Genomic DNA, 20529 nt, shown 5'->3' on the forward strand with positions numbered 1-20529 from the left:
ATCTAAAAAAAAGCAGCAATCCTGATGTGACCCCTAAAAGTTAGAGTTTTATATTAAGCAGCTAATTGGCTGGTATGAATACGGTATTGAACCGGGCTCATGCCGGCCAATTTTTGCTTTATGCGTTTGTTATTATAATAATTGATATATTCTTCAATCCTCTTTTTTAAATCCTCAAATGGGCATAGTGCTTCCCCATAATACATTTCCTGTTTCATTAATCCGAAAAAGTTCTCCATGGGGGAATTATCTAAACAGTTTCCTTTTCGCGACATACTTTGGAATACCTTATGTTCCTTAAGCGTTTTAACCCATGTATTATGTTGATAATGCCAACCTTGATCGGAATGTACAGTAGTTCTGAACCTTGAATCTTTGACAATTTCTAGTGCTTCCTCGAGAGGTCTGAGGGCTAATTCTAAAGTAGGGCGCATACTCATCCCATACGAAAGAATTTCACCATTGAACATGTCCATAATTGGACTAAGGTATAGTTTCACACCGTCTGAACACTTAAATTCTGTAATATCTGTTGTCAATTTTTGATGGCACACGTTTGTGTGAAAACGGCGATTAATACGGTTCTTGGCAATAGTTCCTACAACTCCACTGTGGGAACTGTATTTTCTGGATTTCCTACTGAACTTTTCGCATTGGAGTCCAAGTTTATTCATGATGCGATAGACCTTCTTGTGGTTCACCTTTACCCCAGTATTCTTCAATTCTAATTTGATGCGTCTATAACCATAGTTTCCGTTATTTTCCTCAAAAATGGATTGAATAGTTTCCTCCAGCTGCTGGTTTGGATTTGTCCTCTTCATCATTTTTATATGATAATGGTACGAGGATTCAGGCATCCCAACTACCAGTAACACATCTTTTAGTTTGAAGGTTTCTTTGAGTTCGAATGATAACGCTGCTTGTGCTTTTCGAGATAGCCTTCCGGATCCATCTGAAAAGCTCGCAACTTTTTTAAGTATTCTACCTCTAAACGAAGAAGTTCGTTTTCCCGTTCTAATTTTTGTTCATATGTCATTTCTTTTTCTTCGATATGTTTACTTTTTTTATTCTTAGCTTTTTCAGACATGGATGGCCGTCCTTTCAGTCTATCCAGGGCTTCAGTACCACCCTCAAGAAGAGCTTTCTTCCATGAGGCGATCAAAGGAGGATTCGTTAACCCAAATTTGAGGGCCGTTTCCGTTTCTGAAGAACCTGTTCTCTTCATAAAGCTTAATACTTCAAGCTTGAATTGAACAGAATAAACTGTTTTATTTCTCTTTCTTCTTAATCCTTCCTCTCCGAATTTCTCATAAGATTTTACCCATCTCAGAATTGGTGTACTGTTCTTCATGCCATACTTTTTAGCTAAAAATTTATAACCTGATTTCCCACTTAGATACTCTTTAACTAACTTTAACTTAAATCCTTCGCTATATTTGACCACAAAAAACACCCCAAAAGTTAAATTTCACTCTAACTTTTGGGGTGCAGTACATCCTAAAATTCAGGATTGCTGCTTTTTTTACGGTAAATCTTTTCTTTTGTATTAAATCCTTCGAGGAAGGCCAGGTCTGTCCGGGGGGATTCCTTCGTGCCTAGGCCGAGGAAGCCGCCGGGGCTGAGGCTGGCATCGAACAGGCGAAACACCTGCTTCTGCAGCTCCTGATTGAAATAGATCAGGACATTGCGGCAAATGATGAGATGGAATTCGTTCAACGATCCATCGGTCACCAGGTTATGCTGCGCAAACACCAGGTTCTTTTTCAGGTCGTCGTTCAGATATGCAGCTTCACAATCGGCGCTGTAATATTCCGAGAACGACCTTGTCCCTCCGGCGAGCATATAGTTTTTCGTATATGCCTGCATTTTATGGAGCGGCATCGTGCCGGACTGTGCTTTTTTCAGGACAATCTCATTCATATCGGTAGCATAGATTTTCGCCCGGTCATACAGGCCCTCTTCCTCGAGGAGAATTGCCATGGAGTATACTTCCTCACCGGTTGAGCACCCCGCATGCCAGATGCGGATTTGAGGAAGGTCCTTCAAAAGCGGAATCACTTCCTCCCGCAGCGCTTTAAAAAAGCCAGGATCCCTGAACATTTCCGTCACATTGATGGAAAAATCCTTGAGTATTTCAGATAATACCCGTTCATCGCGGATAATTTTTTCTGTAAGGCTAGTGATGCTTGTCAGCTTCTCTGCATTCATTCGGTGATTTGCCCTCCTCAGGATCGAGGAGCGCATATAATTCCTGAAGTCATAGCCTGTCAGGCGATAGATGGCCAGCAAAAGCAGCTCAAGCTCTAAGTCTTCCTTATTCATGTTCGTCACTCACCATCCTGCTCTCACATGGCCTTATGAAAGCCAGACTCGCATCGCTGAAAGCAGCTGGTCCAGCTTCATCGGCTTGCTGATGTAATCATTCGCCCCTGCAGCGAGACACTTATCGCGGTCACCCTTCATCGCCTTCGCTGTCAGCGCGATGACCGGCAATTCGCTGTATTGCTCGCGGCTGCGGATTTTCCTGATCGTTTCGTATCCGTCCATGACTGGCATCATGATGTCCATCAGGACGATATCCACCTGCTCCAGTCCATTCATCATCTCAAGGCACTGCAAACCATTTTCTGCGGTAATGACATTCATGCCTTCCTTTTGAAGAGCGTTTTTCAGGGTAAAAATGTTCCGGTAATCGTCGTCTGTAACGATGACGGTTTTCCCAGTCAGAACGGTCGTCTTTCCGTCTTGCACTGCATTCCCTGCCTGCTGTTGTCCTTTGCCAGACTGCTGGTAGCCTTCCCCAGTCCGCTGTTCATCCTGTTGAAGTCCACCGTCAGCACCATAACTCTCCGACGCCAAACTAGCTAGCGGTTTTTGTTCCAAAGATGCCGCGACCTGGCTGTGGACCTCGTATTCGTTAACGGAAGGGTAGCCTTCAGGCAGGTTCGGAAGAATGACCGTGAACGTGCTTCCCTTTCCTTCCTGGCTTTCAACCTTGCAGAGGCCGCCGAGCAGCTGCGAAAATTCCCTGGAGATGGACAGACCAAGACCGGTCCCGCCATACTTCCTCATGGTTGCGCCATCCACCTGCTGGAATGCCTCGAAAATCATCTGCTGTTTTTCCTTTGGAATGCCTATGCCCGAATCGGTGACAGTGAACTTCACCCATGTATCCGAGTGGCCTGCAAGTGGGCAGCCAAGCGTTTCCCGTTCGTCCGCCTTCTCGATTTTTACAGACACCGAGCCTTTTTCGGTAAATTTGAACGCGTTGGACAGCAGGTTTTTCACGATCTGCTGGAGTCGCTGTTCATCCGAATAAATAATCGGCGTGATATTATCGGATAATGTCACGGTAAAATCGATTTGTTTATTCTTGGCGACCTGGTGGAATTGACGCTCCATGCGGTCGGCAAATTCAGTCAGGAATACTTCCTCAAAATTCACTTCAAGCTTTCCTGCCTCCACTTTTGACAGGTCAAGGATATCATTGATCAGATTCAATAGATCCTGTCCTGAAGAGTGGATGACCCTCGAAAACTCTTTTTGCTCCTCAGACAGTGCATTCTCCTCGTCGTCGAGCATCATTTCTGATAAAAGCAAGATACTGTTCAGAGGGGTCCGCAGCTCATGCGACATATTCGCCAGGAATTCCGATTTGTACGTTGAGCTTTGCTGCAGCTCTCTTGCCTTTTGTTCCAAGTCTTCCTTCGCTGCCTGCAGCTCTTCTGATTTCAGCTCGGCATCATGCGTGCGTTCCTCCAGCTGCTCATTCATCATCCGCAGCTCTTCTGTCTGCATCTGCAGCTCCTCGGATTGTGCCTGGAGCTCCTCAGACTGCGATTGGAGCTCTTCGGACTGGGCCTGAAGTTCTTCCGTCTGCGCCTGTGATTCCAGCAGCAGTCGTTCGACTTCCATGCGTCCGAGAATATTCGTGATTCCAATTCCCAGTGTTTCCAGGACATTTTCAAGCAGCTTTTGGCTAGCAGTCGGGAATACGGAGAAGCTGGCGATTTCCACCACGGCCACAACTTCATCCTTCATCATGACCGGCGCCATGATGATGCTTTTCGGCGGTGCTTCACCGAGTCCAGTTGAAATCACCCTGAAATCAGCAGGGACTTCATCAATTACAATGGTCCTTTTTTCAGCGGCACACTGCCCTGCAAGGCCCTCGCCTTCTGCAAAACGGTCTCTGCCCGCCGTTCCCTGATCATCCGCATACACCGCAATTTTTTTAAAAAGAGGCTTCCCTTCCGATTCATCCTTCAGGTAAAACGCCCCGAGATTGCCTCCCATAAGCGGTGTCAACTTCTTGATAAAACTCTTCGCGAGCCCTGCAGAATCGACATATCTGCTGTAGAGCTTAACGATATCGGCAGAATGGGATTGGACCCAGTTCTGCTCGACGATTTCTTCATTATATTTCTTTTCCTTTATCGTAAGATCTTCGATGGAAGCTGCCATCGCGTTATAGACTCTGGCGATTTCCCCGAATTCACCCTTTACTTCCGTATTCATACGGGGGATAGAGGATAAATCATCGTAATCTACATTTTTGATTGAATTCGTAAAGGAATTGATCGTTCCAACAGTACTCCTGATTACCCAAAGCATGACACCTGTAATCAGGATAATCGCAAGCAGGATCAAGCCAATCAATGCTTTTACAAGATTGTCATAGGTTTGAGTCGACTCTCCCAAGGCCTTCTGCATCAAGCCTTCCTGGAAATCCTTAAATTCCTCGATCTTGTTGAACAAAAGGTCACGGTTTGCCGCTTCCGCACGATACATAGCCTGCAGCTCACCAAGGCTCGAACCTTTTTCCAGGCCATCAAGGATTTCATTCTCCAGCGCGTTATAATCCTTATAGGCATCCTGCACCTGAGAAATCAGAACCTTCGATTTTTCCCTGTTCAGTATAGCCTGAAGCCCAACAAGTTCTTCGGTAACATCAATTTCCCTGATTGAAGCCATTCTGCTCTCTTTGTCGCCACTGTTATTCGTAACAACCTGCAGAAGATTCCTATCATTCTGGTAAAGCTGCTGCCTGATCTCCATGACAGAGCTCACCTTAAAATAACGATCCTCCACAATCTCCACCATATTCGACTTAATGGAATTCATCATTAAAAGAATGGTAAACAACAAGAGGAACAAAAAGAACACCGTCAGCCCCAAACCGACATACTGCTTCCTTTTAAAGCCCAATCAACTCTCCCTCTTTCCTGCTAAATAATTAGCTTAAATCATTCAATAAATATACCAAAAAAACGCCCCACAATCTATTAACAACCCTTCCAGCAGCACATTGCGTGGAACTGTGAAGCACGGGGACGTATCTTTTGCTTCCTTTTGGAGCATGGGGACGGTTCTCCTGCTTCCATTTTCCATGTAACTTGGGGTCACATTTAAGAGAATGATACGTTTTTGCGACCGGAGCACGATAAGGTTAAATCCAGCCCCCTACAAATGGGCGAATATCCAATTTTAAAATGTATACAAGGTACTTTCCTTAGGCGCTTTTTATAAACTGAAGAGGAAGAGTTTTTAAAACATTATGAGGTGAGGAAAATGAACGAGGAACTCCAAAGGCTATTCAATAATCTAATACAAATCGAGCATGTATCAACAACATTGTATCTGGCTATGTCCGCTTATTTGGGACAGCAGAATTATACTGGCATGGCCCACTGGCTCAGGCTGCAATCGGAAGAGGAAAGAACCCATATGCTGACACTAATCGATTTCGTCGTTGACCGTGATGGCACAGTCCAGCTGGCAAGCCTGCCTGCGCAGCCAAGCAGCTTTGGTACACCACTGGAAACTTTCCAGAAGGTTTTGGAGCATGAACAATTTGTGACAAACGCTTACCGCCAGGCTTATAATTATGCCCTTCAGGCTGATCCTCAGGCAGCCCTGATTATTCAGGACTTTTTAAGGGAACAAATTGACGAGGAAGCTCAGGCAAAAACAATTATCGACCGACTAAGGCTTGCTGGCAATAATCCTTCAGCACTTTTGCTGCTGGATCAGGAGTTAGGGGCCAGAACCAATGCAACAGCTCCTGCAGCAGGATAAAAAAATGCCATTAGAAAGTATTGAATAGATAGCCTGCTCCTACGAATACTAGTGGATAGTATATTTACAGGGGTTGGTATAGTGAATACCATTGATAAGATGGATCAGCTTTCTGCTGAGCATGCTGAATGGTTCAATAGGGTTTTGCAGGTGTGGAGCAATGAGGTGCTGTTTTCCTGGCGCTGGTGGCTCGGCATTGGCTTAACGCTGGCAGCCTGGCTCTTATGGATAATTTATCATAAAAGAGAAAGCAGATACAGACTACTGACAGCTGGGTTCTTTGTTATGACCATCTCGATTTCTCTCGACGCGATTGGGATTGAGCTGGGGTTATGGTCATACCGATATGAAGTGACTCCCTTCATTCCAGCCTACGTGCCATATGATGCTGCACTGATGCCCGTCGTCATCATGAGTCTAATTCAATTCAGGCCTGCTCTCTCTCCCTATCTGAAGGCCGCAATATTTGGGACCTTAACAGCCTTGATCGGAGAACCGGCAATTACAGCGCTGAATATTTATCATCCAGTCAACTGGCATTTTTACTATTCCATTCCAATCTATGCCCTTATTTTTCTAATCGCACACTGGATTACCACAAGGGATGATTATAAGCGAATACATCATGAGTAAACAAAAAATGACGTGCCAGCTGTACACGTCATTTTTTATATTATTTTTGAGATGTTATTAAATGATTGACTGAATCCTTACTAGGGAGCGCTGAAATTGCCCCCTTGCCAGCTGCGGTCAGCGCTCCGCTGGCATTGGCAAATTGAAGGATTTCAGAATGCTGTTCTTTCAAGATCCATTCCAGGTTCTCTGGTGTCGCTCCCGCCTCTAGGAGCTTGTACAGGAATCCGCCAATGAAAGCATCCCCCGCACCTGTCGTATCCTGGACCTCAACCTTATAGCCAAGTGACTCCCACTTCGCGCCAGTCCTGACGTAAAGGTCTGCACCAGCAGCACCTTTTGTATATACGACTGCCTGCACATCCCCTGTAAAAAGAGATTGAACCGCCTCTTCCACATCAGTGATTCCTGTGATGAATTCCAGCTCTTCATCTGATATCTTCACAAGATGAGCCAGTGGCAGGAATTCAAGGATCGCTGACCGGCAATCTTCTGGATTGTCCCAAAGTGGCAGTCTAACATTCGGGTCGAAGCTGATCAGTCCTCCCTTTTCCTTCATCAGGCTGATCGCACGGCTATGTGCCTGCTTCATCGGACTCTCAACGAGATCAACGGAACAGAAGTGCAGAATGTCGCCGTTACCAAACCATTCAGCCTTCACATCTTCCTCGCTAAAAAGCAGATCCGCCGACGGCTTGCGATAGAAGGAAAAGTCCCGTTCTCCGTTTTCTTTCAGGGAAACAAACGCCAAACCAGTGTTTGCCTCGCCCGTGCGAAGGATCTGATTGGTCTGGACTCCCGCGTTTTCAAGCTGTTCAATCAGAAAGTCACCGAAAGCGTCCTGCCCTAGCTTCGTTATCATGGACGCCTCCGCACCATACTTGGCAACAGCAGCCGCCACATTCGCCGGCGCCCCGCCAGGAGCCCGTTCAAACGAAATGACATCCTTCAATGCGGAACCACGCTGAAGGGGAATAAAATCAATTAACACTTCACCGATTGAAAATAATTTCGCCATGAACTCACCCCTAAAAAGAAATGCCTTGCGCCAGCTCGTGTTTTTGATAGCCGGCCTTTAGTTTGCCATTCCCGAACACTTTAATCCCTTTTGATTCACTCTTTGGAAAAACGCGGGCAGAGAAAACGACTTCCCCGTCATTGATGAAGATTTCCGCAATGCTGCGGTCGACGAATGCCTGAACCTTCACTTTTTTATCGAAAGTAAGCTCGGCGCTTCGCACAAAACCATATTCGCCGCCAAAGGCTTCATCAAATTTTTCCCGGTTAAGGCTGACTGTTTGTGCAGTCCGGTCAAATTCCAGAACAAGGCCCTCACTTTCTGACGCAAACAATTCCAATCCAAACTCATCGGCTTCAATCTCGGTAAAATCAAGCTCCAGCTCATACTGGTCACCATTATGATCGATTTCCCAGCTTCCAGCATCAATCACCTGGTTAGCCTTATTCACGATTGTTTTGCTTCCGTCCACAATAGCAAAATCAGCTTCTGTATTCTTTCTCAGCTGCATCAATTCCTGTGCAGGTTTCTGCAGCAGTCTGCCGTTTTCAACCGAAAGCTGGCGCGGTATAGACAGACAGTGCGCCCAAGATTCCTCATCAGTAGGGTAATCCACTTCACCCATACCAGCCCAGGCCAACAGCAGACGCTCATTATTTTTACCAGCAAAGGTTTGCGGGGCATAAAAATCAAAGCCCTTATCCAGTTCCTGATAGTGATTGACTTCAAAGGAAAGCGTGTCGATATCCAGCTGGCCCAAAACATAAATCACATTATAAAGATTATGATAATCGTGTCCTTCCGCTTTTAAACCCTGAGGCGAAACCACGAGTACATCATGGCCGTCCAGCTCAAAGAAGTCAGGGCATTCCAGCATGTATACAGAGTTTGGCAAATCCAGCTTAAGGTTCAGTTCCCCTTTGAAAGTCCAGTCAACCGCATTCGCCGACTCATAGACAATGATTGCGCCCGTGAGATCTGAACGCTGCGCACCCAGCAGCATGTAGTAGCGGCCATCTCGCTCAAAAACCTTAGGGTCGCGGACATGCCCTGTAAAGCCTTCTGGAACTCCTTCAATAATTGGATTGTGTTCATATTTCGTAATCGTGCCCTCTTTGTCCATGATCGCCAGGCACTGATTCGCCGATCTTTCCACCGGCCCATATTTAATATTCCCGGTATAGTACATATACAGCCTGCCATCCACCTCAAGTGCGGCACCTGAATACGCACCATGTGATTCATAATCCTCCACCGGCACGAGCGCCACTGGCATCCTTTCCCAGTTCACCAGGTCCTTTGATTTGGCATGGGCCCAATGCTTCATGCCATGCATCGCATCAAACGGGTACCACTGGTAAAACACATGGAATTCACCATTGAAATAGGCAAGCCCATTTGGGTCATTGATCAATCCGTACTGCGGATGGATATGATAAGCAGGCTTCCACCTGGACTGTGCCGATTTTTCCCGGAGCATCTCCAATTCATTTACCTTTGCGTCAAAAATTGTTCTATATTTTGGTTCCGAGTATCTTGTCATGTTGTTCCCTCCCGCTGAAATAGCGATGAGAGGAATCGCTTCCTCTCACCAGGGTTGTATTTTGGAAAACCGTATTAATCTAACGCCGGTTTTTTCACTTTTAAATAAACAATCGTTAAGACTGCACCAACTGCAAGTGCAAGGACATTGGCGATCACATAATTGACATGGCCTCCGCCCTGTGCAGCGACGATCGCAAAACCTGGGACAGCAGTTGCACCGAAGCCAAGAGCCTTGATTCCAGTCAGGTACACATACGCACCGCCAATTGCGCCGCCAATGCAGCCCATGATCAGCGGGAATTTATAGCGAACGTTAACACCGAACAATGCCGGTTCGGAAATGCCAAAAAGTGTTGATGCGAAAGCTGAAACGCCGATTTGTCTCACCTTCTCGTTTTTCCATAAGCCAAGCGTATAGCCAAGAACCGCTCCGCCTTGTCCCATCAAGGCAACAGACATCAACGGCATGATGAAGTTAGAACCAGTATCAGCAATCAGCTGTGCCTCAACAGCACCGATTACGTGGTGAAGACCAGTGATAACAATGACCTGCTGGATGCCGGCAAACAGCATGAAGCCGACGATTCCAAGATTATCTACAGACCACATCAGACCATTTGTGATTCCTTCAGAAAGCAAACGCCCGAATGGACCAATGGCCGAGAATAATAGGAAGCCTGAAACCACGATTGTTAAAAATGGAGCAAGGAATAGCTTGATGATATCCGGAACTTTTCTGCTGAAAAACTGGTCAAGCTTCGCGACGACGAATCCCATCATCAAGGCGATGATGATGCCGCCCTGGAAGGCTACTAGTGATACTTTCAAGCCAAAGAGACTGATGACTTCTGGTTTGACAGAGCCATTCCCAACAGCATAAGCATTCGCAAGATCTGGATGGAGCATGATTGCCCCAAGAACCAAACCCAATACTGGATTTCCGCCAAAACGCTTGGTCGCAGAATACACAACGAGCAATGGCAGTATCGTAAAGATTCCCGTAGACATAATGGAAATGAAGCGGTTAAACCCTGCGATAGCTGGATACATTTCCACAACGGATTGCGCTCCAAAAATTCCTTTTTGGCTCAGGAGGCCGGTGACACCCATCAATAAGGCGGCAGCCAGCAATCCCGGGATGATTTCAACAAACACATCTGATAAAGCTTTAATTCCTCTTTGGAAACCATTCTGCTTCTGCGCTGTCTGCTGTTTTACATCGCCCAGTGACATCCCCTGAATGCCTGCCTCTTCAGTAAAGACAGCGTATACATCGTTGACAGTACCTGCTCCAATGATGATTTGAAGCTGGTCACCTGCTACGAACGACCCTTTTACATGATCCAGCTGACCGATTGCTTTGGTGTCAGCCTTATCGTTATCGTTCAGGACAATGCGCAGCCTTGTCGCACAGTGCGCAGCACCTTGAATATTTTCTTTTCCGCCGATTAAACTAATGATTTCTTTAACGGTAGGCAGGTATTTTGACTTGATTGCAGAATTAGCCATGTTCTAATTCCTCCCTTTTTCTTGTCGGAACCGGTTCCATTTTTCTTTAAAAAAATATCGCGTTCCCGTTCAGGTGTTGTGTTACGCTGAACGGGAACCGGTTCCATAAGGTCATTCTAATACAGCCTCTCCAGTTTGACAACACTTTTTTGAAAACGTTATCAGTTTTACAATTTTCTCACGCTTTCTCCTTCGATAAAAGTAAAGCCGGAAACCTGCAGCGGCGGGACTTCTTCCCTGTGCGTCATCTTGATGATGGTATTTGCTGCCATCACTCCGGTTGTCTCATTATTAAATTGGATCGTGGTCATGGATGGATGAATCACTTCGGATATATTGTACCCGCCGAAGCCGGCCAGCGATATATCCTCGGGTACCTTTTTCCCCAGCCGCAAAAGAGTTTTCAAGGCTCCAAAGGCAATCGTATCGGTTGCGCCTATGATGGCAGTAGGTTCAAAGCTCAGCAGCAACTCCTGGGTGACCCTGGAGGCATCCTGAAAATTGAACTCGGTCTGGGAAGCCTTCACATTGGTTACCCCGCATTCTGCCAATCCGTCAAATATTCCCTGCTTCCGCTTCTGCCCTACGGCGATGTCACTCTCGGTAACACCAAGATAGGCAACAGCTTTGTGCCCTTTTTCAGCGATGTATCGGCCCATTTCATAGCCTGCCCGGTAGTCATCATTAATGATGCAATTGAATTGCTCCGCTTCCTGGGCAACAATCAGCACAGGAATATCAATCGAACGAATCGTTTCAATATGCTTGTCCGTAACCCCTGTAGCAATCAGAATAATCCCATCGACCTTCTGGCGCGAAAGACTGATCAGACTTTCGATTTCCCTGTCCACATGCTTGCTTGTACTAATGATCAGCGTCGTATAATCCCGTTTCCTCAGCTCTTCATCAATCGCCATCAACACAGTTGATGTCACATACGAATCCAAAGTAGGCGCAATCACGCCAATGAAGTTCGTCTTCTTCGCCTTCAGACTCTGGGCAAACGAATTCGGCTCATAGTTCGTTTCTTCAATGACCTTCCGAATCCTTGCCTTCGTCTTCTCACTCACATTGCCACCATTCAAATAACGCGAAACCGTACTCTTCGCCACCCCAGCCAGCTCCGCAATATCATTAATCGTAACACTCATAACAAATCACCCAACCCCCGCCAAAACATCAATGCCTCCATTATATAGCAACCCTTCAGCCATGTGGAAGCACGGGGACGTATCTTTTGCTTCCTTTTGGTGGAACATGGGGACGGTTCTCCTGTTCCAGATGGAACGCGAGAACCGTCCCCGTGTTCCAGCCTATTTCCCGCTGCCAGTCTGCTCTGTTTTTGCTTCAGAAGATTTTGCCGGCTCCTCAGGCACTTCCTCGACAAAAATCAAAACCAGGACAACTGTCGTGATGATGCCGAGAGCAAATGCCATCCACGGCTTCTCCCGATAGGATATCCCCTTTTGCTTCTGATAAAATAACCAGATACCGGCTAAATAAATCGCCACGCCAATCAAACCAAATGCCGAAGCAAGTGATGAAAACAGCAAAAATAATAACCCAAAAATAATTAATGACCATTGGATAATTTTCATATAATCCCCCTCAGGAATACTTTACCAATTATTGTATTATTAGAAAAGAACAATCAGAGGGTAGCTTCTTCTGCTTGTTTTTCACAGAAAAAACAAGCACGAGAACCGTCCCCCTGAAACATTTTTGCGAGTCAATCGTATAAGATGGCATCCTATCTTTTGGAGGTTCTTGAATGGAGATTAAAGAGAAGCACAGAATTGAGCGTTTTCTTGAAAAAAATATTGCCGTATTGGGGATTACGGGATTATTGGTCCTGGTGGGATCCCTGGGTTTGGTTTGTGCTCATTAATGATATAGTCGCTTCAATATTTGCAGGGAGTGCATTTTTATTTGCTGCCATTACCTATATTGTCATATCCACTATCGTCTTCTCGAGCAAAGCGAAGTCGTTCTGGCACTTTGTTTTTTCACAGGAAATGCTCTCAAATCTTGTCATTATTGCAATAATCGTGCTGGCTGGATACCTTGGAAGAGGGCAGCTAATGGATTATCCTCATTATTTCAAAAAGGAATTCCAGACCTACACCGGAGTCCCAAAAGAAATCGAAATCTACAAACGATCTGGTAAAGGTGCAGGAAGCAGCACGGAATTCACGGTTGATTCGGGCGAAGTCTTGGTTTACTGGGGCATACTCAGGGACCTGGATCCTGACCACAAATATAAAATTGAGTACCTGCCTAACAGCAAGGATATTGTTTACATCACTGATCTTGATACCGGGCAAAAATGGGAGCATAGATAAGCTGCTTGGGATAAAAGATTATCATGGGTAAAGGGTTATACTGGTTAGACTCAATTTTTTTACAGTAGGTTGAAATTTAATACCAGTTGGCGGAGATTTAATACCAGTTGGAAAACTTTTAATACCAGTTGATGCAGATTTAATTCCAGTTGGCACATTTTTAATACCAGTTGAAACAATCTCACTCAGATGGATCTTTCTAAATTTGTTCCGCTGGTTGGATTTAAGTAAGAACTTAGCGTTGGAAAAACAAGTAGAACAAATGCTTAATTCTGCTTGTCAAAAATCAAATCGTACATCTGTTTCTTCATTAGGGTTAAAAAATACCGCCGTTTGGCAGTATCTCACTTACTTAATTCCTAATAAATTTCATAGGATAACTTACTATAAAGGAAAGAACTGTATATAAAATCAGCCAAATGAGGAATGATTCATTGTATACTGTCAACATCAAGACAGCGAATACCATAAATGTCAATAAGGGCATTACAACCCATTTCCTAACCAATAAAAAGCCGATAATTGAAACTACAACAACGACAATAGGAAAAATAAATAATATCAAACTAATTTCCATACATACCATCCCCCTCTATTACCATAATTATACAACAAAAAAGTGTAAATTTACACTTTTAGTTGTATAATTATTTTTGAACTAAAAAACAACATACTTTACGAATACAGCCTTTCTAAAAAAACTACCACCAAAAACAGAGGAGCACAAAATGGATAAACAGCAAACAAGTCTTAAGCCGTTCCTGTCCTTAATTTTATCAACAAACATCCCAAAGGCGGCGCTTTTCACCGGTCTGGCGGCAAGTGTCTTAACGACGATGGCCGGCCTGGCGGTCCCAATCCTGACGAAAAACCTGGTCGATGGCTTTTCCATTGAAGCGATCAGCATTCCGCTCATCATCGGAATTGCCGCCGCCTTCGTCCTCCAGGCGCTGATCAGCGGCGTTTCCATCTACCTGCTCAGCTACACCGGCCAAAAGGTCGTGGCGAGGCTCCGCGAACGGATGTGGGCAAAACTGATCCGGCTGCCCGTCCGCTATTTTGACAAGCAATCGAGCGGCGAAACCGTCAGCCGGATCGTCAATGACACGAGCATTGTCAGGGAGCTGATCACCAGCCATTTCCCGAACTTCGCAACCGGCATCATCTCCATCATTGGCGCAATCATCATCCTGCTTTTGATGGATTGGAAAATGACCTTGCTGATGCTCATTTCCGTGCCGCTCACATTGATGATCATGATGCCGCTCGGCAGGAAAATGGCGAAAATTTCGCGCGGACTGCAGGACGAGACCGCCGTTTTCACTGGACATATCACGCAAACACTTAGCGAAATTCGCTTGATGAAGGCATCTACCGCGGAAAAAATTGAAGAGGATAATGGGTACAGCGGGATTGATAAGCTGTTCAGCTTCGGATTGAAGGAAGCACGGATTTTTGCGATGATTGGCCCGATCATGCAGCTGATGATCATGGTCGTTATTGTGCTGATCATCGGCTATGGCGGGATGCGCGTCGTCAGCGGAACCATGTCGACCGGCTCACTGATCGCCTTCCTGCTCTATTTGTTCCAAATCATCATGCCGATCACGTCGTTTGCAATGTTTTTCACCCAGCTGCAAAAAGCAAAGGGCGCAACCGAGCGGATCATCGAAATCCTTGACCAGCCACTGGAAGAAGGCCAGGGTGGAATCGAAATGGACATCAGCAGCCTGCCGATTACCGTTGACAACGTTTCTTTTGCCTACAGTGAAGAGGAACCGGTGATCGAAGGCGTATCACTTGAGGCCCAGCCAGGACAAATGATTGCATTCGTTGGTCCGAGCGGCGGCGGCAAAACGACGATGTTTGGCTTGCTTGAACGCTTTTACGAGCCGACTGCCGGTGAAATCAAAATTGGCGGCACACCGATTCATCAGCTGTCGCTTGATTCATGGCGCAGCCAGATTGGCTATGTGCCGCAGGAAAGCGCGATGATGGCCGGAACCATCCGCGAGAATTTGTATTATGGCCTTGAGGACGGCGATAAGATTCCCGACGAACGCCTGTGGGAGGTTGCGAAAATGGCTTACGCCGACCAATTCATCGCTGACTTTCCGAAGGGGCTCGATACCGAGGTCGGCGAGCGGGGAGTCAAGCTTTCCGGCGGCCAGAGGCAGAGAATCGCCATCGCGCGTGCCTTCCTCCGTGATCCGAAAATCCTGATGATGGACGAAGCGACCGCCAGCCTTGACAGCCAATCAGAAGGCATCGTCCAGGAAGCGCTCACCCGCCTGATGGAAGGCCGTACCACTTTCGTCATCGCCCACCGGCTTTCCACAATCGTCGATGCCGATAAAATCGTATTTATCGAGAAAGGCAGAGTCACTGGGGTCGGCACACATAGCGAGTTGGTTCACTCACACGCACTGTATCGGGAATTTGCTGAGCAGCAACTGGCCAATTCATAGAAATATAAGAGGTCCGTTCACCTAAAACACGAACGGACCTTTTTTGCTATTTTACAAACTGACAATGCCAACGACTATTTTAAATTTCCTGCGATCCTTTTTACCTTTTTTGCTGCCTTCGGACGAATCCCAGATAAAAACCCTTCTGCCAATCCAAAGCCTTACATATATAGATTTGAATTGAATTGGGCCTTTGATGCCCTCTCTTCATATTCCGTTCCGTCCTCCAGCTCCGTCTCCGTCCTAATGAGCCAGTTGTTGCCAATCCCAAACTCTATGTATTTCACAAGTAACAAACCCCTTAATCAAATTATTATCTATTATTCCATCTTCTTACCGATTTCTCCTTCAGCACCTGGGGTGTGGCTCCAAGACAGTAACGCGTTAAAGCACCAGGGGTCTGACCCTCGGTGCGGTGATGCGGTAAAGCGTCTACATGCTCATTTTTTTGATTTGCACGGTTTTGAGTTCTTGCTGGGCGGGTTTCTTTTTAAGAGCGAACCAATAGGCCATTGCGACAAAAATGCTTCCTCCTACTGCATTACCTAAAAAGACGGGGACAAAATTATGTAAAAACTCGATCCAGCTTAGGTGCCCGGAGAAGATGGCAGCGGGGATGACGAACATATTCGCGACCACGTGCTGGAAGCCAATCGCAACAAAGGTCATCGTCGGAAACCAGATGCCGAGAATCTTGCCGCCCATGTCCTGGGCACCGTAGGAAAGCCATACGGCAGCCGCTACCAGCCAGTTGCAGCCAATCCCCGAGAGAAAAGCCTGAAGGAATGTCGCTTCCACTTTATGTTCCGCGATGCTGACTGTCTTCTCGAGAAAAACCCCTGTCTCAGTGAGGCCCGTTAAATGCCCAAAAAAATACGCGATGAAGATGGCTCCGAGGAAATTGCTGAAGGCAATCAAAATCCAGTTTTTCAGCACCATCCGCAAAGTAATTTTATGCGCGAATCCAGCCAGAGGCACCGCCATCATATTCCCAGTCAAAAGTTCTCCTCCTGCCAGAAGGGTTAGGATCAATCCGATTGGGAAAATGGAAGCCCCAATCAAACCACTCAAACCTTCAAGCGGCCCTGTCAGCGGTGCGGTTACCCGAATATAGAGCAAGTAACCCAGCGCGATGAATGCCCCTGCCTGAAAGCCAAGGATCAAGGTTTTCAGCAGCGGGTACGACGTTTTCTTCGTACCCGTTTGAATCGTCATCTCCATGATTTCTTCCGATTTGTAATATGACATGGCTATCATCCTTTAGTTTTACAATTTGTGATGTTTTTCACATACATCTCTTTCATCATTGTACCTCATAACCCTTCTTCCCCTCTGTGAACATTTCTTTACGTTTTCTAAGGCGATACACGAAAAGCGAGACTTTAACACATTAAAGCGGTGGGGGTCTGACCCCCACCGCTTTAATGCGTTGCAGTAATCTCATATGAAAATTATTTCTTCTGTAGCACGGTAGTCTCTTGGGGTTAATCCGACGTATTTTTTGAAGGTGCCGCTGAAGTAGTTTGGTGTGTTGTAGCCTAGTTCTTCGGCTATAGTTTCAATAGTATGGTCTGTATGCCTTAACAGCCACACTGCCCGCTGCATCCGGACAAAGGTGACGTATTCTACAAAATTACGGCCTGTCTCCTGTTTAAAGATTCGGCTGAAATAGGGAACGCTGAGATTAATCTGGTCTGCTACCTGTTTTATAGAAAGATCTTCGGTGCAATATTGCGCAATATATTCTGTACACTTCAGAATCTGGGAATCCTTTGTGATCTCCTCATAATAACGAAGCGATAGCCTTTCATATGGCGAAGTCCGCCTGGCTTTGCAGCCTTCCTTGTATGAATGGTGAAGCATCAACGGTTCGCGATAGACAGAACCAACTCCCATATACAAGTGGATTCCGTATTCCCTTTTCAGCTCATCAATCGCACTCAAAATCCCGTCCTCTCCTTCTTTCCAGTGTTTCAAAGAACCGTATTCCACAGGAATCTGGAGCAGCATCAGCAAATGCTTGCGATAGGAAAGAAAGGAAATCGGATAGCCTTGAAATTTCGTTCTTAAAAAATCCTGAATGACATTAGGTGCTTGCCAGCCCTCCTGTTCCCTATTCCCAGGGCAGAGGATAAAGCCCTGGATAAAGCAAACCACGTTTGGCATTGAGTGCCCGGCAAGAAAATAGTGAGACTGAAGCAGCTCATCCTCTGACTTCACCTCACCACCCAGAAGCCGCCGAATAAAAGCCTCCTGAAAATGCGGGGAAGTAAGATCCTTCGCCTGCTCCCCTTGGATTTGGCTGTAAAATTCATCACTTTCCATGAAGCTTGCATTCTCAGTATCAAGTTCATCTATTGCCCGTTTCAAGGTGCGAATAAATATATGCTTTTTCACCGATTTAACCAGAAGGTATGTAAGCTTGAATTCAATCGCAAGCGGAGATGTGTGCAATAAAGACGGATCAAGCAGCGGAATGATCCGGCAGCCTCCATTCCGTTTCCGGAATCTATGTATTTTTACCCAGTCATGCCATTTGCTAACTTCTAAAATCGCCATATCAGCATGAGTGCTGTCAGCTTCATCTTCTGCCAGCTGGCACATCTCGCTGAATTCTTCAATTACCCAGTCTGTCAGCTTTTTCAGCTCCTTTTCATCGTCGACTGCAAGTCTGATAGAATACATCTTCTCCCCCCTCCTTTTCAAAGAAACAAATTTTTCAAGTTACATCCTTATACAATTTAAGGTATAAAAATTTATAGTATATTAAATATTTGTATATTTCTGATAATTTATTGTAAGGTATTCGCTTTCTCTGTATCGTACAATCAACTCTATAATATCACGGCTCGCCTGAAGGAGGGAATGAGGAAGCGGCAGCTGTCACAATATTAACAAGGGGGTTGTCAAAATGGCAGGGGAATACAGGGAATATAATTATGTTGCGGCCGATACGATCGATGTCAGCGAACTTGAGCCGCTCGACCCGGAAACAAGGAAAATCATGAAAGGTGAATTTAGTACCGGTATTAAACTTACACTCTTCTATTATCTTTTTATCATGGCAATTCCTGTGTTGAACTGGTTCGCTGAAGGCTTCATGTTCTCCAGGATGTGGGGCGGCATGACTTACAGCTGGTTTTTGACCAGCATTGTCGCGATGGCGATGGCTTTTGTAATTGCTTTCATCCATACTGCTCTTTATGAAAAACGTCTTAAGAACAGCCAATCCGATCACTCCACAAATTCTACGAATGAAAGGAGTGCCGTTTAATGGCCATGCTGCTTGAACCGAAATTCCTTCTAACCATCATCCTGATGGGAACCATCGTATACATCACTTATCTTACAAAAAGAAGTGCGACTGCCTCTGACTATTTCGTTGGCGGCCGAAGCTTTGGCTGGTTTACGAACGGTTCGGCTATTGGCGGTGACTATTTAAGTGCGGCCACCTTCCTTGGCATTGCCGGACTTACTTACCAGCTAGGATATGATGGCGCCTATTATGCTTTTTGCTTCTCCATAGGCCTGACACTCCTGGCCATTTTTGTTGCCGGTCCGCTTCGCCGTTTTGGTGCTTACACAGTCGCTGACTTTTTAGCTTATCGTTTTCACAGCCGCCGAGCCCGTCTCGCTGCTGTTGCGGTGGTCCTGGCCATTTCCGGCTTCTATGCGGCCCCTCAGCTGCTTGGTGCAGCTCAGATATTAAGTATGTTTTTTGGGACTAGTTATGAATTCGGCATTATTTTTACATGCTCAGTCATGATTTTCTATGTAGGAGTCGGTGGCATGAAAGGCACGACTCTCAATCAGGCATTGGAACTTTGGATTCGCCTTGGCGCATTCGTGCTCATGGTCGGTGCGGCCATATATGGAGGGCTTCACTATCAGGAAATCCTTGCATCGATCAATGAATTTAAGGGATCCATTGCTGGAACAGCTCCTTTTACAACCGATGGAAAAGATATCCCATTTGACGGTTCAGTCTGGACTGGTACTGGAAACTACTTTCCATCCTTCTGGCAGACGATCTCCATGACGATCGGGCTTTCACTCGGTACCATTGGACTTCCGCATATCCTGCTTCGCTTCTATACAAATCCGAGTGCAAAGGCAGCTCGCCGCTCAGCCCTGATGGCGATCGGGATTGCAAGTCTATTCTTCTTCTTTGCTGTTTATCTTGGTGTAGTTGGCCGTTCCATTTTCTTGACTGGAAACGCTGACCCAGGAGTAGTGAAAGACCTGATTGCAGGAGGCAACAACATGGTAGTTCCTTCCACTGCTCAGGCTCTTGGCGGAGAGTGGCTGCTGGGTCTTGTTATCGCCGGCGCATTCGCGGCCGTCTTCTCGAACCTTTCCGGTCTGTTCATTGCAAGCTCAGGCGCACTGGCCCATGATTTATACGCAACATTCTTCCGTAAAAATATCACGGAAAAAGAGCGTGTCATCGCAGGCAAGGTTTCAATTATCATCCTTGGTATTTTATACGGTGCACTAGGCCTAATGGTAAAAGAAGCATCCATCGGCCATCTGGTCGCACTGGCCTTCACCGTAGCAGCAAGCACGTTCACGCCGATCTTTATCCTGGGCATCTGGTGGAGAGGCATGACGGAAAAAGGAGCCATTGCCGGCCTGGTCATCGGCCTAGCTGCCTCCATGTACATGATTTTCTTTAAAACCACCCTGCCAGAATTCCTGCAATTCAATGTACCAGGAATCATCACCGTACCAATCGGATTCCTTTCCGTCTACATCGTCTCAAAACTAGACCGCAAAGTACCATCCGACGTAAACGAATTCATGAAACAAGTACACTCCAAAGAATCAGAAGCAGCATAAAACCGGAACATGGAACATGGGGACGGTTCTCGCGTTCCACGGAAGCACGGGGACGTATCTAATGCTTCCAAAGAGCACTGGAAATCACGCCACACGT

The 20529-nt window shown here is 46.1% G+C and carries 18 protein-coding genes and 2 pseudogenes; 7 read left to right on the top strand and 13 right to left on the bottom strand.

Going from position 1 to position 20529, the window contains the following annotated elements; all coding sequences use genetic code 11:
* Window positions 1-53 precede the first annotated feature (53 nt).
* From AC3EBE_RS04090 to AC3EBE_RS04105, 4 genes are read right to left on the bottom strand one after another with little or no spacing between them, the layout of a single operon-like run.
* The gene (locus tag AC3EBE_RS04090; protein ID WP_488593915.1) at window positions 54-980 is read right to left on the bottom strand and encodes an IS3 family transposase; all 927 of its coding nucleotides are present in this window, start codon (window positions 978-980) and stop codon (window positions 54-56) included.
* Window positions 881-1444, bottom strand: a complete 564-nt coding sequence (locus tag AC3EBE_RS04095; RefSeq protein ID WP_488593732.1) for a helix-turn-helix domain-containing protein — start codon at window positions 1442-1444, stop codon at window positions 881-883. The genes AC3EBE_RS04090 and AC3EBE_RS04095 overlap by 100 nt, the downstream gene beginning before the upstream one ends.
* 53 nt (window positions 1445-1497) lie before the next feature.
* Window positions 1498-2322, bottom strand: a complete 825-nt coding sequence (locus AC3EBE_RS04100) for a CheR family methyltransferase (RefSeq protein WP_488593916.1) — start codon at window positions 2320-2322, stop codon at window positions 1498-1500.
* A 33-nt stretch (window positions 2323-2355) separates the two neighbouring features.
* A complete protein-coding gene (locus AC3EBE_RS04105) occupies window positions 2356-5208 on the bottom strand; it encodes an ATP-binding protein (protein WP_488593733.1) in 2853 nt (950 codons plus the stop codon).
* A 363-nt stretch (window positions 5209-5571) separates the two neighbouring features.
* Here AC3EBE_RS04105 and AC3EBE_RS04110 point away from each other — a divergent pair, with 363 nt between their 5' ends.
* Window positions 5572-6078 carry a ferritin gene (locus AC3EBE_RS04110; protein ID WP_488593734.1) on the top strand — a complete coding sequence of 169 codons (507 nt, stop codon included), beginning with the start codon at window positions 5572-5574 and terminating at the stop codon, window positions 6076-6078.
* Between the two features lie 81 nt (window positions 6079-6159).
* Window positions 6160-6711 (top strand): CBO0543 family protein, encoded by a 552-nt coding sequence (locus AC3EBE_RS04115; RefSeq protein WP_488593735.1) that lies wholly within the window; start codon window positions 6160-6162, stop codon window positions 6709-6711.
* Between the two features lie 40 nt (window positions 6712-6751).
* Here the strand turns inward: AC3EBE_RS04115 and AC3EBE_RS04120 are convergent, their stop codons facing one another.
* The 5 genes from AC3EBE_RS04120 to AC3EBE_RS04140 form a co-directional block, all read right to left on the bottom strand.
* Window positions 6752-7729, bottom strand: a complete 978-nt coding sequence (locus AC3EBE_RS04120) for a carbohydrate kinase family protein (RefSeq protein ID WP_488593736.1) — start codon at window positions 7727-7729, stop codon at window positions 6752-6754.
* A 10-nt stretch (window positions 7730-7739) separates the two neighbouring features.
* Complete coding sequence (locus AC3EBE_RS04125; protein WP_488593737.1) at window positions 7740-9272, bottom strand: glycoside hydrolase family 32 protein; 1533 nt, start codon at window positions 9270-9272, stop codon at window positions 7740-7742.
* A 74-nt stretch (window positions 9273-9346) separates the two neighbouring features.
* Entirely contained in the window at window positions 9347-10783 is a 1437-nt protein-coding gene (locus tag AC3EBE_RS04130) for a PTS transporter subunit EIIC (protein ID WP_488593738.1), read from the bottom strand.
* Window positions 10784-10950: 167 nt separating this feature from the next.
* Window positions 10951-11934 (bottom strand): LacI family DNA-binding transcriptional regulator, encoded by a 984-nt coding sequence (locus tag AC3EBE_RS04135; protein WP_488593739.1) that lies wholly within the window; start codon window positions 11932-11934, stop codon window positions 10951-10953.
* A gap of 162 nt (window positions 11935-12096) precedes the next feature.
* Entirely contained in the window at window positions 12097-12381 is a 285-nt protein-coding gene (locus AC3EBE_RS04140) for a hypothetical protein (RefSeq protein WP_488593740.1), read from the bottom strand.
* Window positions 12382-12591: 210 nt separating this feature from the next.
* On the opposite strand from AC3EBE_RS04140, the gene AC3EBE_RS04145 reads away from it, so the two are divergent.
* Window positions 12592-13125, top strand: a complete 534-nt coding sequence (locus tag AC3EBE_RS04145) for a hypothetical protein (protein ID WP_488593741.1) — start codon at window positions 12592-12594, stop codon at window positions 13123-13125.
* A 196-nt stretch (window positions 13126-13321) separates the two neighbouring features.
* Window positions 13322-13438 (top strand): annotated as a pseudogene (locus AC3EBE_RS04150) (IS1595 family transposase); the annotation flags it as partial.
* A 39-nt stretch (window positions 13439-13477) separates the two neighbouring features.
* Here the strand turns inward: AC3EBE_RS04150 and AC3EBE_RS04155 are convergent.
* Window positions 13478-13711 (bottom strand): DUF2651 family protein, encoded by a 234-nt coding sequence (locus AC3EBE_RS04155; RefSeq protein WP_488593742.1) that lies wholly within the window; start codon window positions 13709-13711, stop codon window positions 13478-13480.
* A gap of 142 nt (window positions 13712-13853) precedes the next feature.
* Between AC3EBE_RS04155 and AC3EBE_RS04160 the strand changes: the two genes are divergently transcribed.
* A complete protein-coding gene (locus AC3EBE_RS04160) occupies window positions 13854-15593 on the top strand; it encodes an ABC transporter ATP-binding protein (protein ID WP_488593743.1) in 1740 nt (579 codons plus the stop codon).
* Between the two features lie 117 nt (window positions 15594-15710).
* On the opposite strand, the pseudogene AC3EBE_RS04165 reads toward AC3EBE_RS04160, so the two are convergent.
* The 3 genes and pseudogenes from AC3EBE_RS04165 to AC3EBE_RS04175 form a co-directional block, all read right to left on the bottom strand.
* Window positions 15711-15880 (bottom strand): annotated as a pseudogene (locus AC3EBE_RS04165) (DUF3977 family protein); the annotation flags it as partial.
* A 145-nt stretch (window positions 15881-16025) separates the two neighbouring features.
* Window positions 16026-16841 carry a formate/nitrite transporter family protein gene (locus AC3EBE_RS04170; protein ID WP_488593744.1) on the bottom strand — a complete coding sequence of 272 codons (816 nt, stop codon included), beginning with the start codon at window positions 16839-16841 and terminating at the stop codon, window positions 16026-16028.
* A 192-nt stretch (window positions 16842-17033) separates the two neighbouring features.
* Window positions 17034-18278 carry a helix-turn-helix transcriptional regulator gene (locus AC3EBE_RS04175; protein ID WP_488593745.1) on the bottom strand — a complete coding sequence of 415 codons (1245 nt, stop codon included), beginning with the start codon at window positions 18276-18278 and terminating at the stop codon, window positions 17034-17036.
* Between the two features lie 226 nt (window positions 18279-18504).
* Here AC3EBE_RS04175 and AC3EBE_RS04180 point away from each other — a divergent pair, with 226 nt between their 5' ends.
* Both AC3EBE_RS04180 and AC3EBE_RS04185 read left to right on the top strand, forming a co-directional pair.
* Entirely contained in the window at window positions 18505-18867 is a 363-nt protein-coding gene (locus AC3EBE_RS04180; protein ID WP_488593746.1) for a DUF485 domain-containing protein, read from the top strand.
* The gene (locus tag AC3EBE_RS04185; RefSeq protein WP_488593747.1) at window positions 18867-20432 is read left to right on the top strand and encodes a sodium/solute symporter; all 1566 of its coding nucleotides are present in this window, start codon (window positions 18867-18869) and stop codon (window positions 20430-20432) included. The genes AC3EBE_RS04180 and AC3EBE_RS04185 overlap by 1 nt, the downstream gene beginning before the upstream one ends.
* Window positions 20433-20529: the final 97 nt, after the last annotated feature.

This window comes from Mesobacillus sp., assembly GCF_057785455.1.

Excerpts from the sequence above, each read along its gene's own strand:
- AC3EBE_RS04100 (WP_488593916.1), bottom strand. The coding sequence starts at position 2,322 with ATGAATAAGGAAGACTTAGAGCTTGAGCTGCTTTTGCTGGCCATCTAT.
- AC3EBE_RS04110 (WP_488593734.1), top strand. The coding sequence starts at position 5,572 with ATGAACGAGGAACTCCAAAGGCTATTCAATAATCTAATACAAATCGAG.
- AC3EBE_RS04120 (WP_488593736.1), bottom strand. The coding sequence starts at position 7,729 with ATGGCGAAATTATTTTCAATCGGTGAAGTGTTAATTGATTTTATTCCC.
- AC3EBE_RS04125 (WP_488593737.1), bottom strand. The coding sequence starts at position 9,272 with ATGACAAGATACTCGGAACCAAAATATAGAACAATTTTTGACGCAAAG.
- AC3EBE_RS04130 (WP_488593738.1), bottom strand. The coding sequence starts at position 10,783 with ATGGCTAATTCTGCAATCAAGTCAAAATACCTGCCTACCGTTAAAGAA.
- AC3EBE_RS04135 (WP_488593739.1), bottom strand. The coding sequence starts at position 11,934 with ATGAGTGTTACGATTAATGATATTGCGGAGCTGGCTGGGGTGGCGAAG.
- AC3EBE_RS04140 (WP_488593740.1), bottom strand. The coding sequence starts at position 12,381 with ATGAAAATTATCCAATGGTCATTAATTATTTTTGGGTTATTATTTTTG.
- AC3EBE_RS04155 (WP_488593742.1), bottom strand. The coding sequence starts at position 13,711 with ATGGTATGTATGGAAATTAGTTTGATATTATTTATTTTTCCTATTGTC.
- AC3EBE_RS04160 (WP_488593743.1), top strand. The coding sequence starts at position 13,854 with ATGGATAAACAGCAAACAAGTCTTAAGCCGTTCCTGTCCTTAATTTTA.
- AC3EBE_RS04170 (WP_488593744.1), bottom strand. The coding sequence starts at position 16,841 with ATGTCATATTACAAATCGGAAGAAATCATGGAGATGACGATTCAAACG.
- AC3EBE_RS04175 (WP_488593745.1), bottom strand. The coding sequence starts at position 18,278 with ATGTATTCTATCAGACTTGCAGTCGACGATGAAAAGGAGCTGAAAAAG.
- AC3EBE_RS04180 (WP_488593746.1), top strand. The coding sequence starts at position 18,505 with ATGGCAGGGGAATACAGGGAATATAATTATGTTGCGGCCGATACGATC.
- AC3EBE_RS04185 (WP_488593747.1), top strand. The coding sequence starts at position 18,867 with ATGGCCATGCTGCTTGAACCGAAATTCCTTCTAACCATCATCCTGATG.